This is a genomic window from Curtobacterium sp. ME-Dv--P-122a, assembly GCF_030209645.1.
Taxonomy (GTDB): Bacteria; Actinomycetota; Actinomycetes; order Actinomycetales; family Microbacteriaceae; genus Curtobacterium; species Curtobacterium flaccumfaciens.
Map to the genome: position 1 here is coordinate 164,485 of NZ_JARVRO010000006.1, position 16,259 is coordinate 180,743.

Annotated in this window: 16 protein-coding genes; 8 read left to right on the forward strand and 8 right to left on the reverse strand. The window is 71.4% G+C overall.

Features of this window, described 5'->3' with window-relative positions; genetic code table 11:
• Positions 1–46: 46 nt before the first annotated feature.
• Positions 47–1,279, forward strand: a complete 1,233-nt coding sequence (locus QRN49_RS05575; protein ID WP_194623570.1) for an MFS transporter — start codon at positions 47–49, stop codon at positions 1,277–1,279.
• A gap of 111 nt (positions 1,280–1,390) precedes the next feature.
• Here QRN49_RS05575 and QRN49_RS05580 read toward each other — a convergent pair whose 3' ends face one another.
• Positions 1,391–2,035 (reverse strand): metal ABC transporter ATP-binding protein, encoded by a 645-nt coding sequence (locus QRN49_RS05580; protein WP_284754322.1) that lies wholly within the window; start codon positions 2,033–2,035, stop codon positions 1,391–1,393.
• 50 nt (positions 2,036–2,085) lie between these two features.
• Here QRN49_RS05580 and aztB point away from each other — a divergent pair, with 50 nt between their 5' ends.
• From aztB to QRN49_RS05600, 4 genes are read left to right on the forward strand one after another with little or no spacing between them, the layout of a single operon-like run.
• Positions 2,086–2,979, forward strand: coding sequence for a zinc ABC transporter permease AztB (aztB, locus tag QRN49_RS05585; protein WP_284754324.1), 894 nt, complete (start codon positions 2,086–2,088; stop codon positions 2,977–2,979).
• Entirely contained in the window at positions 2,976–4,175 is a 1,200-nt protein-coding gene (locus tag QRN49_RS05590; RefSeq protein ID WP_284754326.1) for a YncE family protein, read from the forward strand. The genes aztB and QRN49_RS05590 overlap by 4 nt, the downstream gene beginning before the upstream one ends.
• Positions 4,172–5,074, forward strand: a complete 903-nt coding sequence (locus tag QRN49_RS05595; RefSeq protein WP_284754328.1) for a metal ABC transporter solute-binding protein, Zn/Mn family — start codon at positions 4,172–4,174, stop codon at positions 5,072–5,074. Before QRN49_RS05590 ends, QRN49_RS05595 begins: the two co-directional genes overlap by 4 nt.
• A gap of 26 nt (positions 5,075–5,100) precedes the next feature.
• On the forward strand, positions 5,101–6,279 hold the full coding sequence (locus QRN49_RS05600) for a hypothetical protein (RefSeq protein WP_284754329.1): 1,179 nt from the start codon (positions 5,101–5,103) through the stop codon (positions 6,277–6,279).
• Positions 6,280–6,421: 142 nt separating this feature from the next.
• Here QRN49_RS05600 and QRN49_RS05605 read toward each other — a convergent pair whose 3' ends face one another.
• From QRN49_RS05605 to QRN49_RS05620, 4 genes are all read right to left on the reverse strand, one after another.
• Entirely contained in the window at positions 6,422–7,759 is a 1,338-nt protein-coding gene (locus QRN49_RS05605; RefSeq protein ID WP_111028690.1) for an ABC transporter substrate-binding protein, read from the reverse strand.
• 62 nt (positions 7,760–7,821) lie between these two features.
• Complete coding sequence (locus tag QRN49_RS05610; protein WP_228516621.1) at positions 7,822–8,772, reverse strand: carbohydrate ABC transporter permease; 951 nt, start codon at positions 8,770–8,772, stop codon at positions 7,822–7,824.
• Positions 8,769–9,683 carry a carbohydrate ABC transporter permease gene (locus QRN49_RS05615; RefSeq protein WP_027467229.1) on the reverse strand — a complete coding sequence of 305 codons (915 nt, stop codon included), beginning with the start codon at positions 9,681–9,683 and terminating at the stop codon, positions 8,769–8,771. Before QRN49_RS05615 ends, QRN49_RS05610 begins: the two co-directional genes overlap by 4 nt.
• Complete coding sequence (locus QRN49_RS05620; protein WP_284754335.1) at positions 9,680–11,713, reverse strand: beta-galactosidase; 2,034 nt, start codon at positions 11,711–11,713, stop codon at positions 9,680–9,682. Before QRN49_RS05620 ends, QRN49_RS05615 begins: the two co-directional genes overlap by 4 nt.
• Before the next feature lie 216 nt (positions 11,714–11,929).
• Here QRN49_RS05620 and QRN49_RS05625 point away from each other — a divergent pair, with 216 nt between their 5' ends.
• Complete coding sequence (locus tag QRN49_RS05625) at positions 11,930–12,952, forward strand: LacI family DNA-binding transcriptional regulator (RefSeq protein ID WP_284754336.1); 1,023 nt, start codon at positions 11,930–11,932, stop codon at positions 12,950–12,952.
• An 84-nt stretch (positions 12,953–13,036) separates the two neighbouring features.
• On the opposite strand, the gene QRN49_RS05630 is transcribed toward QRN49_RS05625, so the two are convergent.
• Both QRN49_RS05630 and QRN49_RS05635 read right to left on the reverse strand, forming a co-directional pair.
• Positions 13,037–13,393, reverse strand: a complete 357-nt coding sequence (locus QRN49_RS05630; RefSeq protein WP_027467232.1) for a VOC family protein — start codon at positions 13,391–13,393, stop codon at positions 13,037–13,039.
• 85 nt (positions 13,394–13,478) lie between these two features.
• Complete coding sequence (locus QRN49_RS05635) at positions 13,479–14,093, reverse strand: GNAT family N-acetyltransferase (RefSeq protein WP_284754337.1); 615 nt, start codon at positions 14,091–14,093, stop codon at positions 13,479–13,481.
• A gap of 88 nt (positions 14,094–14,181) precedes the next feature.
• Between QRN49_RS05635 and QRN49_RS05640 the strand changes: the two genes are divergently transcribed.
• On the forward strand, positions 14,182–14,814 hold the full coding sequence (locus QRN49_RS05640) for a TetR family transcriptional regulator (protein ID WP_163343109.1): 633 nt from the start codon (positions 14,182–14,184) through the stop codon (positions 14,812–14,814).
• 78 nt (positions 14,815–14,892) lie between these two features.
• Positions 14,893–15,354, forward strand: coding sequence for a DUF4383 domain-containing protein (locus QRN49_RS05645; protein WP_111088312.1), 462 nt, complete (start codon positions 14,893–14,895; stop codon positions 15,352–15,354).
• Positions 15,355–15,415: 61 nt separating this feature from the next.
• On the opposite strand, the gene QRN49_RS05650 is transcribed toward QRN49_RS05645, so the two are convergent.
• Positions 15,416–16,147, reverse strand: a complete 732-nt coding sequence (locus QRN49_RS05650; protein WP_284754340.1) for an OBAP family protein — start codon at positions 16,145–16,147, stop codon at positions 15,416–15,418.
• Positions 16,148–16,259: the final 112 nt, after the last annotated feature.

Genomic DNA, 16,259 nt, shown 5'->3' on the forward strand with positions numbered 1-16,259 from the left:
GCCGTCACACGGGAATGGCGGCCGTCGGAACCCGCTTGACGCCCCCATGACATCGTCAGCAGCGCGCCGCGGGTGGCTCAGCGTCACGTCCGTCGCACTCGGGTCGTTCGTGCTCGTCCTGTCCGAGTTCCTGCCCATCGGGCTGCTCCCCGCCATCGCCGACGACCTGGACGTCGGCATCGGCACCGCCGGCCTGATGGTCGTCGCCACCGGACTCGTCGGCGCCGTCGCGGCACCGGTCGTCACCGTCCTGACCTCGCGGCTCGACCGCCGGGTGGTGCTCGTGTCCCTGACCGTGCTGCTCGTGGTCGCCGACGGCCTCGCCGCGATCGCACCCTCGTTCTGGGTGCTGCTGATCGCACGGATGCTGCTCGGTGTCGGCATCGGGGGCTTCTGGGCCATCGGCGCCGGGATCGCCGGGCGACTCGTCCGGCCGGAGCTGACGATCCGCGCGACCTCGCTCATCACGGCCGGCGTCTCCGTCGCGACCGTCGTGAGCCTGCCGCTCGGCGCCCTGGTGTCGTCGCTCGCCAGCTGGCGCCTCGGCTTCGTGATCGGTGGGGCGCTCGGCCTCGTCGCGCTCGTCCTGCAACTGGCGATGCTGCCGCGGATCCCCGCGCAGCAGCGGGTGCGGTTCGCGACGCTCGGGTCGCTGCTCCGCGTGCCCCGCGCCCGGGTCGGGCTCATCGCCGCAGCCTTCGTCTTCGCGGCCCAGTTCGCCGCGTACACCTACATCGCGCCGTACCTGCAGCAGCTCGTCGGCGTCGGCCCGGACACCGTGACGATCGCGCTGCTGGTGTTCGGCGTCGCGGGCATCGTCGGGAACTTCGCCGCGGGCTTCACGCTCGACCGCAGTGTCCTCGGCACCATCGGGGCGTCGAAGTTCGTGCTCGCGGCGGCCGTCGTGCTGCTGCCGCTGCTCGCCCACTCCGTCGTGGGGGTCTTCGTGCTGCTCGTCGTGTGGGGTCTGGTGTGGGGTGCGCTGCCACTCGGGATGCAGACGTGGATGTCGACGGCGTCGCCAGCTGGGTCCGAGACCGGGCTCGCGCTCTTCGTCACGACGATCCAGCTCGCGATCGCCGCCGGTTCGGTGCTCGGTGGTGCCGCGGTGTCGTCGTTCGGTCTGGCTGCTGACTTCTGGCTGGCCGGCGGGGTCGCGATCGTCGGTGCCGTCGTGCTCGTCGCGATGGGGCTGCGGAAGTCGAGCGCCGTGCCGGCGGTCGAGCCGGTCGCGGCCGACCCGACGCCGACCGTCCCGGTGGCCGTCGCGTGCCCCTGACCGCCGTTCCGGGGCCCACAAAACACCGGTGTTCGTGCTCTGAACACGCGAGAACCGCGGTTCAACGGGTGAACACCGGTGTTCAGCGGAATCGACCCGACGGACGCGGGGTCAGGTCAGGGTGACGATGCGGTCGGCTGCGGCGATGGCTGCCGGGTCGTGGGCCGCGTGCACGACCACGACCCCGGCCGCGGCCTCGTCGGCGAGCGCCGCCACCACGAGCGCCGCAGACTCGGTATCCACGCCGGCGGTCGGTTCGTCGACCAGCAGCACCCCGGCCCGCTGGGCCAGCCCGAGCGCGACGAGCGTACGCTGACGCTGCCCGCCCGAGAGCTCCTCGACCGGCCGGTCGGCCAGGTCCGTGATCGCCATCCGCTCGAGCTGCGCGTCGACGATCGCCCGGTCGGCGCGTCCGAGCGGCCGACACCACGCGCGGTGCCGCCACCGCCCCATCGTGACGGCCGCGCGGACGGTGAGCGGGAGCGTGGTCGGCGGCACGGACTGGGTCACGTAGGCGACGCCGTCGGACGGGAGGCCCGTCACCCGCCCGGCGGTCGGCCGCACGACGTCCGCGACCACGTCGAGCAGCGTCGACTTGCCGGATCCGTTCGGTCCGGTGAGCGCGGTCACGACCCCGGCGGGGAACGTCACGTCGAGCATGTCGAGGACGGTCCGGTCGCCGAGGACGGCCGTCACCCGGTCCAGGTGGACGGCGGATCGGGGCGCGGCGGGGTCGGTCGGCTCGGTCGCAGGCACCTGAGCACGCTATCAGTATCGATACTCGTTTTCATGTAGCGTCTCGGATCGTGACCTGGCTGACCGATCCGTTCTCCGTCGACTTCATGGTGCGCGCCCTGGTCGGCGGCTCCCTGGCGGCGGTCCTCTGCGCCGTGGTCGGCACGTGGGTGCTGGTCCGGGGCATGGCGTTCCTGGGCGAGGCGCTCTCGCACGGCATGCTGCCCGGCGTCGCGATCGCCACCCTGACCGGGATCCCGCCGGTGCTCGGTGCCGCGGTGAGTGCGGGCGTGATGGTGCTCGGTGTCGGGGCACTGCGTCGTCGTGCCCGACTGTCGTACGACACCTCGATCGGCCTGCTCTTCGTCGGGATGCTCGCACTCGGCGTGATCATCGTCTCGTCCTCGCGGTCGTTCGCCACCGATGTCACCGCGATCCTGTTCGGCGACGTCCTCGCCGTAACCCGGGCCGACGTCGGCGGCCTCGCGATCGCCGCAGCCGTGGCCCTGGCCGTCGCCGTGGCGTTCCACCGGCCCTTCACCGCACTGGCGTTCGACACCCGGAAGGCCACGACGCTCGGACTGCACCCACGCCTGGCCGAGGTCGTGCTCATCGGGCTCGTCACCCTGGCGGTCGTCGCCTCGTACCGGGCCGTCGGCACCCTGCTCGTCGTGGGCCTGCTGCTCGCGCCGGCGGCCGCCGCCCGCGCGTGGACCCGGCACGTGGCCTCGACGATGCTCCTCGGCGCCGGCATCGGTGCCGCCGCCGTGCTCGTCGGGCTGCTCGTGTCCTGGCACGCCGGCACCGCCGCCGGCGCGAGCATCGCCGCGGTCGCCGTCGGCGGCGTCGTGGTCTCGCGCGCCCTGGCCGCCGTCGTCCTGCGGCACACACCGATCCCCACACCGGCGCGCGTGGCCGCGCCGGCAGCACCACGATCCGCCGCACCGTCTCGAGAGGGAGCATGAAGCACTCGACCACCAGCCGCGCCCCCGCGCGCCTCCTGTCCACCATCGGCCTCGCCACCGGCCTGGCCCTCACCGTCAGCGCCTGTTCCACGGACACCCCGTCGGCCGACGGCTCGACCGGCACCGCCCGTCCCCACGGTTACGTGGCGGGAGCGAGCGAGTCCCAGGAACCCCAGGTGCGCCTCCTGGCCGTGTCGGCATCCGGCGCGACCGCACTGCACGACCTGCTCACCGAGGAGACCACCGAACTCGACGACGTGGACGCACCGGAGCACTCGGCGACCGACGGCCGGTTCCTCGTGACCAGCGACACCGACCGCACGACGATCGTCGACGGCGGGTCCTGGACCGTCGACCACGGCGACCACACGCACTACTACGCCGCCGAGCCGCGGGTCGTGGGCACGATCGACGGCGGTGGCCGGGTCGAGGTGCACTCGTCCGAGACCATGACGACGATCACCTGGCCGGACCGCGCCGAGGCCGTCGTGCTCGACCGCGAGGCGCTGGGCCAGGGCGAGGTCGACGAGACCGCACGGATCGACGCGAGCGTCCTGCTACCGATGGGCGAGCAGCTCGTGGCAGCCGACGGCGACACGGTCCGCGTGCTCGACCCGGACGGCGAGGCGACCGACTCCGCCGACACCGCACAGACCTGCACCGACCCCGCCGGCGGGATCGTCACCCGCGCCGGTGCCGTCGTGGGCTGCGCCGACGGAGCGGTCGTGGTGGACGACGCCGGCGAGGCCTCGTTCGTCGCCCTGCCCGACGGCGCCGAGCGTCCGACGGCCTTCGCCGCCCGCGCCGGCCGGCCCACCGTCGCCGGACTGGCCGGCACCACCGGGTTCTGGTTGCTCGACGTGCGACAGGGCTCCTGGCGGCTCGTGCCGACCGATCGGCCCCTGCGCGCCGTGGTCGCGGTGGACGACGAGGACGAGCACGTGGTCGGGGTCGACGACTCCGGGCGGGTGGTCGTCGTGACCGCCTCGACGGGGAAGGTGGCCACGACGAAGGCGCTCATCGACACCGGCGTAGACGGCCCCGCGCCGATGCTGCAGCTCGACGCCCAGCGCGCCTACGTGGCCGACCCTTCGGACGGCACCGTGCACGAGATCGACTTCGCCGACGGCGCCCGGGTCGCCCGCACGATCGAGCTCCCCGTCGCCCCCGTCGCCTTCGCCGAGGTCGGACTGTGACGGGCACCAGGGCCCTGATCGCGGGCCTGGTCGCCGCAGCCGTCGCCCTCGTCGCCACGGGGTGCACCACCGCCGGCTCCGACCGACCCCTCGTCGCGGTGACGACGACCATCCTCGGCGACGTCGTCAGCGAAGTCGTCGGGGACCAGGCCGACGTCATGGTCCTCATGCCCCCGGGCGCCGACCCCCACTCGTTCGAGGTCTCCGCGCAGGAAGCCGCACGACTGCGGAGCGCCGACCTGGTGGTCGAGAACGGGCTCGGGCTCGAAGAAGGGGTCGCCCGTCACGTCGCGGCGGCAGCCGAGGACGGCGTGCCGGTCTCCACCGCCGGGGACGCGTTCGACCCGCTGGAGTGGACCACCGAGGACGACAGCGGCCCCGACCCGCACTTCTGGACCGACCCCGCCCGGATGGTCGACGTGGTCGAGGCCCTCGACCAGGACCTGCGCGACGCCGGCATCGAGCCGACCGGCACCGATGCCTACCTGGACGAGCTCCGCGACCTGGACGACACGATGACGGCGGCGTTCCGGACCGTGCCCGAGGAACGCCGGGCGCTCGTCACGAACCACCACGTGTTCGGCTACCTGGCCGACCACTACGGGTTCCGGGTCGTCGGGGCGGTGATCCCGAGCGGGACCACGCTGGCCTCCCCGAGCGCCGCAGACCTGCGCGACCTGGCCGATGCCATCGACGAGGCGGGGGTCCGGACGATCTTCGCCGACGCCTCGCAGCCCGCGCGACTGGCCGAGGTGCTCGCGGACGAGGTCGACCTGCACGTCGAGATCCGCCCGCTGGCGACGGAGTCCCTCACCGCGGACGGCGACGCCTCCACCTACCTCGGCATGATGCGCTCGAACACCGAGGCCATCGTCGACGGCTTGTCGACTGGTAATTGAGAATGAGAATCAATACAGTGAGCGACATGACGAACACGAAGACGCTCCGGGCCGCGTGGCCCGCCGCCCTGCTCGGCGCGGCCGCCCTGGCCCTGACCGGGTGCGCCACGAACACCGACGCCGGGTCCGACACCACTGCGACCCCGAAGGCCGACGGGACCCGCATCACCCTGACCTACGACGGCGGCCTGCTCGTCCTCGACCAGGACCTGCAGGTGGTGGCCGACGACGCGATCGACGGCTTCACCCGGGTCAACCCCGCCGGTGACGGACGCCACGTGCTCGTCACCGTGCCCGAGGGCTTCCGGGTCCTCGACACCCAGGCCGACCCGGCCCTGACCGACGCGGTGTTCCCCGCCGACACCGGCGGCCACGCGGTCGTCCACGGTGACCGCACCGCTCTGTTCGCCGACGGTACCGGGGACGTGACGACGTTCGACCACACCGAGCTCGACGGTGCCGACCTGCCCAAGGTCGAGACGACGAAGTCCGAGGCCGCCCACCACGGCGTCGCGATCGAGCTCGAGGACGGCACGCTCCTGACGACCATCGGCACCGAGGAGAGCCGCTCCGGCGTGCGCGCCCTGGACGCCGACGGTGAGGAGATCACCCGGTCCGAGGAGTGCCCCGACGTGCACGGCGAGGGTGCGGTCAAGGGTGAGGTCGCGGTGTTCGGCTGCACCGACGGCGCACTGGTCTACGACAACGGCGCGTTCGAGAAGATCGACGCCCCGACCGAGTACGGCCGCACCGGCAACCTGTTCACCACCGAGGACTCGTCCGTCGCGGTCGGCGACTACAACGACGACCCCGACAGCGAGGGCTACCTGCTCGACCAGATCGCCCTGATCGACGCGGCCTCGGGGAAGTACACCGTCGCGGACATGCCCGACGGCGTCGGCTTCACGTTCCGCGACCTGGCCCGCGGCCCCGGTGACGAGGCCGTCGTGCTCGGCGACGACGGTGCCCTGCACACCTTCGACGAGACGACCGGCGAGCAGCTGGAGTCGTACCCGGTGATCGACGCGTGGGAGGGCCCGGCCGAGTGGCAGGACGCCCACCCGGCCCTGAAGGTCGAGGGTGACATCGCCTACGTCACCGACCCCGCCGAGCAGAAGATCCACGCGGTCGACCTGACCACCGGGAAGGTCATCGCCTCGAGCGACGAGCTGCCGGGCGTGCCCAACGAGATCGCGGTCGCGTAGCGACGAGCAAGACGAGCGCGCTGCGAGCGCGCGACGGGGTCCGGAACACGACCCCGAGACGGACAGGAGGCCCGTGGCGATCCCGCCACGGGCCTCCTGTCCGCTGTCAGCGCGTGGACCGCGCGACGTCAGCCGCCGTCCGTCAGCCCTTGACCGGGATCGACTGCGCCTTGAGCGCCGCGATGGTCTTCGACTGCCCGGACTCGAGCGCCTCGCTCAGGGTGCCCGAGCCGGACGCCGCCTGCCCGAAGCCGTCGGACACGTCCGAGTAGGTCTGCGTCATCGTCGGACCCCAGGTGAAGGGCTGGATGTCCTTCGCCGCGGTCGCGAACTCCTCGTAGATCTTCTGGCCACCGTAGAAGTCGAGCCCCTCGGTCAGGGCCGGCAGGTCGGCGCCGGTGGTCGAGGCCGGGTACAGGTTGGCCTCCTTGTTCAGTGCGGACAGCGCCTCGGTCGAGGTGTTCAGCCAGACCAGGAACTTCGACGCCTCGGCCGGGTGCTTGCTGCCCGCGAAGACGACGTTCGACGAACCGCCCCAGGCGGCCGACTTGGTCTCGCCGGACTTCCACTGCGGCATCGGGGCGACGGCCCACTTGCCCGAGGTCGACGGCGCACCGCTCGAGATGGTGTTCGCACCCCAGACCGCGGAGACCCAGGTCCAGTCCTTGCCGCTGTCGTAGGCGTTGTTCCACTGGTCGGTGAAGCTCGGCAGGGTGTTGACGAGCTTCTTGTCGATCAGGTCCTGCCAGTAGTCGGCGACCTTCTTCGACGCGGCGTCGTCCAGGTTGACCTTCCAGTCCTGGCCCGAGTTCTCGAACCACTGGCCACCGGCCTGCGAGACGAGCCCGGCGAACTGGTTGACGTCCCCCTTGGCGAAGTTGGTGATGTTGCCGCCGAGCTTCTTGATCTTCACGGCGTCCTCGGCGTACTCCTCCCACGTCTTCGGGGCGTCGAGGCCGGCCTTCTCGAACAGGTCCTTGCGGTAGTACAGCGCCATCGGACCGGAGTCCTGCGGCACGGCGTAGACCGACTTCGACTCACCGAAGGTGACCTGGTTCCACAGGCCGTCGGAGAAGTCCTTCTTCGCGTCGCTGATGCCGGCGCACGCGCCGATGTCCTCGAGGCCGCCCTGCACGCGGAACGCCGGCAGGGTGTCGTACTCGACCTGGCCGATGTCCGGCGCCTGCTTGGCCTTCAGCTGGTTGAAGAAGTTCTGGTAGGTGCCGCTGTTGCCGTTCGCGACGATCGAGACCTTGACCTGGATGTCCGGGTTGGCCTTGTTCCAGATCGCGACGACCTTGTCCATGTTCGGCACCCAGGTCGTGAAGTCGAGGGTGACCTTGCCGTCCGAGGGCTTGCAGCTGGCGGCCGCGGTGTCGGATCCACCGCCGCTGCTGCTGCCACCGGTGCTGCAGCCGGCGAGGGCCACGGTGGCGGCCACGGCGATCGCGGCGACGCTGAGGAACTTCGTTGTCTTCATGCTGTTTCCGTTCGGATGTGGTGTGGGGAGAGCTGGTGCGGGAAGGGGTGCGGGTCGAGGGGCTACTTCAGGCCGCCGGAGCCGAGGCCGGAGCGCCAGAAGCGCTGCAGGCTCAGGAAGGCGATGAGCAGCGGGATGATCGAGACGAACGACCCGATGAGCACGAGGGTGCGCAGGTCCGGGTACTGGTTCACGCTCGAGTTCCACGTGTAGAGGCCGAGGGTGACGGGGAACAGCGACGAGTCGCGGAGCATCACGAGCGGCAGGAAGAAGTTGTTCCACACGGCGACGAACTGGAACAGGAAGATCGTCACGAGCGCGGGCGACATGAGGCGCACGGCCACGGTGAAGAACGTCCGGACCTCGCCGGAACCGTCGATGCGGGCCGCTTCGATGATCTCGTCGGGCACGCTCGACGCCGCGAACAGCCGTGACAGGTAGACGCCGAACGGGCTGACGATGCTCGGCAGGAACACCGACCAGAACGTGTCGGTCAGGTCGACCTGGCTGAAGATGAGGAACAGCGGCAGGGCCAGGGCGGTCGCCGGCACGAGCACGCCGCCGAGGAACACGTTGAACAGGACCTCGCGGCCGCGGAACCGGTACTTGGCCAGGGCGTACCCGCACATCGCGGAGAGCACGGTGCCGAGCAGGCCGGCGACCCCGGCGTAGGCGATGCTGTTCAGGAGCCAGCGCAGGTAGATGCCGTCCTGCCGCGTGAACAGTTCGACGAGGTTGCCGAAGAAGTCCTGCACCGAGGTGGCGCTGAACCACAGCGAGAACGTCGAGTTGAAGTTCGCCGCGGTCTTGGTGGACGAGACCAGCAGCCAGAAGATCGGCAGCAGGAAGTAGAGGGTGAAGACCCCCATCACGATCATCGCGGCGCTGCGCGAGATGACGCTCTCACGGGGACCGCGCGCTCCGCGCTGGTGCGGACGGGAGGCCCGGTTCGGCTCGAGCGGTCGGCCGACGTCGCGGACGAGGTCACCTTGGGACGGGGCGTTGACGGTCATTCGGCGGCCTTCCGCTGGGTCAGTCGGAGGAACCCGATCGACAGGACGAACGTGGCGACGGCGAGGACGACCGAGAACGCCGCGGCGAGGTTGAAGTTCGGCACCGAGGACGTCGAGTAGACGAGCATGTTCGGCGTGAACGTCGACGAGATGGTCGAGGTGAACTGGCGGAACACGGTCGGCTCGGTCAGCAGCTGCAGCGTGCCGATGACGGAGAACACCGCGGTGAGGACGATGGCCGGCACCACGAGCGGGATCTTGATCGACAGGGCGATCCGGAGCTGGGACGCACCGTCGAGCTTCGCCGCCTCGTACACCTCGGCGGGGATCGCGAGGAGCGACGAGTAGATGATGAGCATGTTGTAGCCGACGTAGACCCAGGTCACGACGTTGGCCACGGCCCACAGCACGGTGCTGCCGCCGAGCAGGTCGACCCGCGAGGTCACCGCGGAGAACGGCGACAGGTCGGGGGCGTAGAGGTAGCCCCACATGATCGCGGCGATGACGCCGGGCACCGCGTACGGCGCGAAGAACGCCAGGCGGAAGAACCGCTTGCCGCGCAGCAGCGGGGAGTCGAGCAGCAGGGCGAACAGGAGCGCGAGCCCGAGCATCACCGGCACCTGCACGACACCGAACAGCAGCACGCGGAGCACCGAGCTCCAGAACTCGCCGTCCTGGAACACCAGGGCGTACTGGCTCAGGCCGCCGAAGACCTGCGTCGGGGCGCCGAACGTGCCCTGCCGCTCGATCTTCTGCAGCGACTCCCACACGGCGTAGAGGATGGGGACCAGGTAGAACGCCGTGAACAGGACGGCGAACGGCAGGACGAAGATCGCGATGGCCCGGCGGTAGCGGAACCCGCCGCCCCGGCGTCGTCGGGTCGCGCTGGGCGACTGTGCGGTGGTGGTCATGAGCGGTTCCTGTCGGTGCGGATGATCTGGGTCCCGCCGGGGGCGATGGCGGTGGTCCCGGTGACGGGGCGGTCGGCGACGAGCTCGTGGCCGGCCTCGTGGTGCTCGACGGTGCGGTCGGAGTGGTTCAGCAGGAAGACCCACTCGTGGGTGTCGTCCCGGCGACGGACGACCTCGAGTCCGGGGCGGACTGCGGGGTCGGCGCGCACCCCGGCCTCGTCGAGGACGCGGTGGACGAACCCGCCCAGCGCACCGGTGTCGAGCACCGTGGACGTGTACCAGGCGGTCCCGGCGCCGTGCTCGTTGCGGGTGACGGCCGGACGGCCGGCGAGCGAGCCCTCGGCGTAGTCGACGACGCTCGTCGCACCGAGCAGCTCGACCGGTTCCGACCAGACGCTGCCGGTCGTGCCGTCGGACAGCGCGATCGTGGCGTCGGCGGCGAGCGGGAGGAACTCGTCCACCCGCACGCCGAGCAGGTCGCGGAAGGCGCCCGGGTAGCCGCCGGTGCGGACCCGGTCGCGCTCGTCGACGATGCCGCTGAAGCAGCTGACGATCGCGTGTCCGCCGCCGGCGACGTGGTCGGCGATGACGGCCGCGTGCTCGTCGCGCACCAGGTACAGCTCGGGGACGACGACGAGCGCGTACCCGTCGAGCGGTGCCCCGGGGGCGACGACGTCGACGGTCACGCCGAGGTCCCAGAGCGCGGCGTGGAACGCGTGGACCTGCTCCAGGTAGCGGAGCGCGGTGCTGGGGTGGGCCTCCAGGTCGGCCGCCCACTGGTTCTCCCAGCTGAAGACGAGCGCGACGTCGGCGACCACGCGGGACCCGCGCAGTTCGCCGAGCCGCTCGACCAGGGTGCCGAGCGCGACCACGTCGTGCCAGGTCCCCGACTCGGTGCCGGCGTGCGGCAGCAGCGCGGAGTGGAACTTCTCGCTGCCCTGCACGGATGCGCGCCACTGGAAGAAGCAGACCCCGTCGGCGCCGCGGGCGATGTGCGCCGCGGTGTTCCGGAGCATCTCCCCCGGGGCCTTCGCGACGTTGTGCGGCTGCCAGTTCACGGCACCCGTCGAGTGCTCCATGAGCAGCCAGGGGGCACCGCCGGCCAGGCCTCGCGTGGTGTCGGCGGCGAAGGCGAGCTCGACGTGCGGCCGGGGCAGGCGGTGGTCCAGGTAGTGGTCGTTCGCGATGACGTCCATGTCGCCGGCCCACGACCAGTAGTCGAGCGCCGTGATGTGCGCGGCGACCATGAAGTTCGTCGTGACGGGCTTGTCGCTCAGCTCGCGCAGGACGGCGGCCTCGGCACGGTGGTGGCCGAGGAGCTCGTCGGACGAGAACCGGTCGAAGTCGATGGTCTGCGCCGGGTTCGTGAACGACAGCGTCGCGCGGGGCGGCAGCACCTGCTCCCACGCCGAGTAGCGCTGGCTCCAGAACGAGGTGCCCCACGCGGCGTTGAGCGCGTCGACCGTGCCGTACCGGGCCTGCAACCAGCCGCGGAACGCCTGGGCGGACACGTCGCAGTAGCAGTGTGCGTTGTGGCAGCCGAGCTCGTTCGACACGTGCCAGAGCCGCACGGCGGGGTGGTCGCCGTAGCGCTCGGCGGTGGCGCGGACCAGGGCGAGGGCGTGCTCGCGGTAGATCGGCGAGCTCGGGCAGAACGCCTGGCGGCCACCGGGCCAGCGGGTGGTGCCGTCGGCGACGACGGGCAGGACCTCGGGGTACCGGGTGGTGAGCCACGGCGGGGTCGAGGCGGTGCCGGTGCCCAGGTCGACCCCGATGCCCGCGCCGTGCAGCAGCTCGATGACGGTGTCGAGCGCGGCGAAGTCGTACTCGCCCTGCCGCGGTTCGACGTGCGACCAGCCGAAGACGTTGATCGCGACGAGGTTCACGCCGGCCTCGCGCATGAGCCGGACGTCCTCGACCCACACCTCGGGGTCCCACTGCTCGGGGTTGTAGTCGCACCCGAACGCGAGGCCCGTCGAGCCGAGGCCGAGCGCGCCGGTGGCGGTCGTCGGCAGGGTGGTGGTCGTCACGGGGATCCTCGCTGATCGGGACGACCCCGGCCGCCTCGGTCGCGTGCGACCCCTTCGACGGCGAAGGCCACCCAGTGTTCTGGGAGCGCTCCCAGTCCACACCGGGCGATCGGGGCCGGATGTTTCTGGGAGCGCTCCCAGATCAAACACCAGCGGCTGCACCCTGTCAACTGCGAGGCGTTCCGAGGGCTCCTCAGTGGCGGATATGGTTGCCCCATGTCCGAGGTCCGATCCGCTCGTCAGCGCGCCACGATCCAGGACGTCGCCGACGAAGCGGGGATGTCGCGCGGCACCGTCTCACGGGTGCTCAACGACGAGCCGTACGTGTCGCCGAAGGCGCGCGAGGCCGTGCAGGACGCCGTCCGACGCGTCGGCTACGTGCGCAGCGCCGCCGCCCGCAGCCTGGTCACCCGGCGGTCCGGGGCGATCGCGCTCATCGTCCACGAACCCTCGGTCGTGGTGCTCGACGACCCCAACATCGGCAACATCCTGATCGGCACGAACGCCGTCCTGTCCGACGCCGACCAGCAGCTCGTCACGATCATGGTCGACTCCGCCCGCGACAGCGAGCGCGTGGTCGAGTACCTGCGCGGCGGGTTCGTCGACGGAGCCATCGTGCTGTCCGCCCGCGACGGCGACCCGATCACCGGCGCGATCGAGGAGATCGGCATGCCCGCGTGCTTCGTCGGGCACCCGTCCGACGCCGCGAACATCTCGTACATCGGCATCGACAACCGCGCCGCCGCCGAGCAGATCACCCGGCGCCTGGTCGACACCGGTCGACGCCGGATCGGGATGCTGGCGTCGGGACTCGACCGTGACTCCGGCCAGGACCGTCTGGCGGGGTTCACCGCGGCACTCGGCGAGCGCTTCGACTCCGACCTCGTCGCCCGGAACCCCCTGTTCAGCTACACCGCCGGCGCCGAGGGCATGCGCGAGCTGCTCGAGCGAGCCCCGGACATCGACGGGGTGTTCGCCGCGTCGGATGCGGTCGCGGCCGGTGCGATGGACGTCCTGCAGCGCAGCGGCCGGAGCGTGCCGGGTGACGTCGGAGTGGTCGGGTTCGACGACAGCGCCTGGGCGCTGCGGTGCGACCCGCAGCTGTCGACGGTGCGGCAGCCGGCGCGCCTGCTCGGCGAGCAGGCGGCGCACCAGGTCCTCGAGCAGATCGGCGGCACCGACGACGGTCCACGCGGTCTGCTGTTGCCGACGGAGGTCGTCTGGCGCGGGTCCGCGTAGCCGGCCGCAGAACGGACTGGAGGCCCGTGGCGGCGTCGCCACGGGCCTCCAGTCCGTCCGTGGGTGCGTCCCGCACCCGCTGGGTCAGCCCTGCGGCGGCGAGTAGAGCTGCAGGTCGTTGCCCTCGCTGTCCTTGAAGGGGATGATCTTGCCCCACGGGTGCTCGCTGATCTCGCCCTGGATGTCCGCACCGCGCTCCTTGAGCGCGGCGACCTCGTCCTCGATGCTGCCGTCCGGCTGGAACGACACGACGGCGCCGCCGTCGCTCGCCTGGCTGGCGGACTCGCGCCCGTTCAGGCCGATCATCAGGCCGCCGGCGTCGATCTCGCTCCAGTCGTCGGACTGGTCCTTGACGGTGAGACCGAGCGTGTCGCGGTAGAACGCGACGGCGCGCTCCATGTCGCTGACCGGGACCCAGACTGCTGCGACTCCACTTGCCATGGTGTTTCCTCTCGTCGTGGTGTGCCGTGGACGGTAGGCAGCGCTCGTGCACGCCGGTACAGGGTCGGTGTCCCCCGGGGTCGGGTCACCCGGCGGCCGGACGCCACATGCTGATCGGGGTCGCCGCCCGGAACCCCGCGATCGGTGCGCCGTCCGCGAACCCGTGCCGTCGGTACAGCCGGCGGTTCACCGGGGTGGAGGACTCCAGGTACGCGCCGTCCGACGTCCGGTCCGCGCGCTCGAGTGCGTGGCCGAGCAGCAGTCCGCCGATGCCCCGACCACGTGCTGAAGCCGACACCCCGATCTCGGCGAGGTACCAGTGCGGGGTGACCGGTCGGGCGCGCTCCATGCGCCGCAGGTGCGCCACCGCACGGAGCGCTCCGCCGAGCCCCAGGGTCCGGAGGAACGCCGGCACCTGCCGCACGAAGGCCCGGACGCCTCCGGGCTGCCGACCGGGTGCCTGCCAGAAGGCGGCGCCGACCACGCGGTCACCGATCGTGGCGACGTCCACCCGACGGGCGGACGTCGGCACCGACCGGATGAGTGCGGCGAACAGCCGGGTCAGCACGGCGGGGCGGTCCTCGCCGGGTCGCGGCGGCCGGAACTCGGCGAGGACCGGGTCGGCGGCGAAGGCCTCGGCGAGGACGGCCGCGGCCGCCTCGAGCTCGGCGGGTCCTGCTGCTCGGACGACGGTCTCCATGCTGACTCCTCGGGTGCTCGATGATTTGGCCACGTGGCCGACTTCATCTTCGCGGCCGGTCCTGCACGCGCCCCGTACGCTTCCTGTGATGACCGAGGACCAGCAGTCGCGCGGGTACCGCAGCCGACAGGACCGCCGTGCGGAACTGCTCGACGCCGCGGCCCTGGTCGTGCGGGACGACGGCCTGCGCGGCCTCACCACCCGGGCCGTCGCCGCTCGCGCCGGCGTCGCCCACGGTGTCGTGCACTACGCCTTCGGCGCCCGGCGCAACCTGGTCGTCGCGCTGCTCGAACGGCAGGCGCGTGCGGTCCTGCCGCCGGTGCTCGCGGCCGCCGACGAGCACGACGACCTCGCCGCGGCGCTCGAGGCGGGGATCTCGGCGTACCTCGACCTGGTGCGGCGCGAGCCCGAGCGCTTCCGGGTGCTCGAGGCCCTCAGCGCGACGGCCCTCTCCCCGGACGGCGACGGGGACCTGCTCGACGCCGAACGACGGCTCTGGCGCGACGGCGTGGTCGCCGGGATCGAGCGCTGGACCGCACGGCACGGGGCGACGCCGTCCGAGCCGGTGCCCGTCGTCGCCGACGCCGTGATCACCCTGGTGGACGGGCTCGCCCGCGCCGCCTGGAGCGATCCGGACGGCACCGCGACCGCCCGATCGCGGGCGTTGCTGGTGCGCGGATTGACCACCGCGGTGACCGCCGCCGTGATCGCTGAGCACTGACCTGCAAACCGACCGGGGAAGCGCTCCGAATGTCATGTGTGCCGCACACTGCGGCGCATACAGAAAAGAGGGCTGATCATGACCAGCAGCGCAGCAACCGCACGCACCGCCTCCGGTTCGACGTGGACCCAGCGGGGCGCGTTCGTCTTCGGTGTCGTCTTCCTGATCGTCGGCATCGCCGGGTTCATCCCCGGACTCACCATGGACATGGGCTCGATGTCCATGGCCGGCCACGGCTCCATGGCCCTGCTCCTGGGCCTGTTCCAGGTGTCCGTCCTGCACAACATCGTGCACCTGCTCTTCGGCATCGTCGGGCTGCTCGCCGCCCGCCGTGCAGCCTCCGCACGCCTGTACCTCGTCGCCGGCGGCATCGTCTACGCGGTGCTCTTCGTCTACGGGCTCTTCACCGCGGGCATGGCCGGTGGCGCGAACTTCGTGCCGCTCAACAGCGCCGACAACGTCCTGCACGCGTTCCTCGCGGTCGCGATGATCGTGCTCGGCTTCGTCCTGCCGCGGATCGGGACGCGCACCGCGCGCTGAACCGCAGCACACACCGGACGGGAGGCCCGTGGCGACACCGCCACGGGCCTCCCGTCCGTCGTCAGGGGCGTCCGTCGTCCGCGTCGACGACACCCGGGGTCGGGGTCGTGCCCGTGAAGGCGTCGCGCATCGTGCCGACACCGCGCTGCGGGTGGGCGCGGTCCAGGTACTTCGCCCGCGACTCCTTGCGCGGTTCCGGATCGGTGCGCATCGCCCGGTTCCGGTCCTGCTGCAGCGCGCTGTCCACCTCGCCCTCGCGGTTGAACGACCACATGAGCATCGGGTCGCCGACCGGCAGGTCGTGTGCGGGCTGCGAACCCATCGGGGTGCTGTGCCAGGTGTGCCAGGTCTTGCCGTACGAGTTCACCAGGTGCCCCATCAGCTCGGTCTCCACCGCGATCGGCAGGCCCGGAGCGACGAGTTCACCGGAGAACACCTCGTGGTTGTGCGGGTGCCACGACGCCTGCTCGTCCTCGGGCAGGGAGTCGAACAGCCGCTCGGACACGATGTACTCGATGCCGATCAGGTTCGCGTCGGCGGTGTTGCCGTCGAAGAGCACGCACTGCAGCACCTCGGCGTTCACCACCTTGCAGAAGTGGTGCGCCTCCATCTGCACGTCGGGCTCGCCCTTCACGCAGTGGAACCCGACCACGTAGACGTCGAAGCCCCGCAGCGGCGCCGAGGTCTGCAGCACGGCGGCGCCGCGGTCGAGCAGGGCGAGCTCGAAGCCGCCGGGCTCTCCGGGTGGGGTGACACCGGTCTTCCGGTCGTGCACGGTGGGGTTCAGGGGCATGGGGGGGGGCGTCCTTCCGTCCGTTCGAGGTGGGCGCCATGCAACCCGGAACGCCCTTCCTGACGTCGGAGGTCAGGTAACGACTTTGCATCGAAGTTTGATGTTCTACATA

Coding starts and splice junctions, on each gene's coding strand:
- QRN49_RS05640 (WP_163343109.1), top strand. CDS start 14,182: ATGACCGAGGACCAGCAGTCGCGCGGGTACCGCAGCCGACAGGACCGC.
- QRN49_RS05630 (WP_027467232.1), bottom strand. CDS start 13,393: ATGGCAAGTGGAGTCGCAGCAGTCTGGGTCCCGGTCAGCGACATGGAG.
- QRN49_RS05610 (WP_228516621.1), bottom strand. CDS start 8,772: ATGACCGTCAACGCCCCGTCCCAAGGTGACCTCGTCCGCGACGTCGGC.
- QRN49_RS05615 (WP_027467229.1), bottom strand. CDS start 9,683: ATGACCACCACCGCACAGTCGCCCAGCGCGACCCGACGACGCCGGGGC.
- QRN49_RS05575 (WP_194623570.1), top strand. CDS start 47: ATGACATCGTCAGCAGCGCGCCGCGGGTGGCTCAGCGTCACGTCCGTC.
- QRN49_RS05605 (WP_111028690.1), bottom strand. CDS start 7,759: ATGAAGACAACGAAGTTCCTCAGCGTCGCCGCGATCGCCGTGGCCGCC.
- QRN49_RS05590 (WP_284754326.1), top strand. CDS start 2,976: ATGAAGCACTCGACCACCAGCCGCGCCCCCGCGCGCCTCCTGTCCACC.
- QRN49_RS05600 (WP_284754329.1), top strand. CDS start 5,101: ATGACGAACACGAAGACGCTCCGGGCCGCGTGGCCCGCCGCCCTGCTC.
- QRN49_RS05635 (WP_284754337.1), bottom strand. CDS start 14,093: ATGGAGACCGTCGTCCGAGCAGCAGGACCCGCCGAGCTCGAGGCGGCC.
- QRN49_RS05645 (WP_111088312.1), top strand. CDS start 14,893: ATGACCAGCAGCGCAGCAACCGCACGCACCGCCTCCGGTTCGACGTGG.
- QRN49_RS05625 (WP_284754336.1), top strand. CDS start 11,930: ATGTCCGAGGTCCGATCCGCTCGTCAGCGCGCCACGATCCAGGACGTC.
- QRN49_RS05650 (WP_284754340.1), bottom strand. CDS start 16,147: ATGCCCCTGAACCCCACCGTGCACGACCGGAAGACCGGTGTCACCCCA.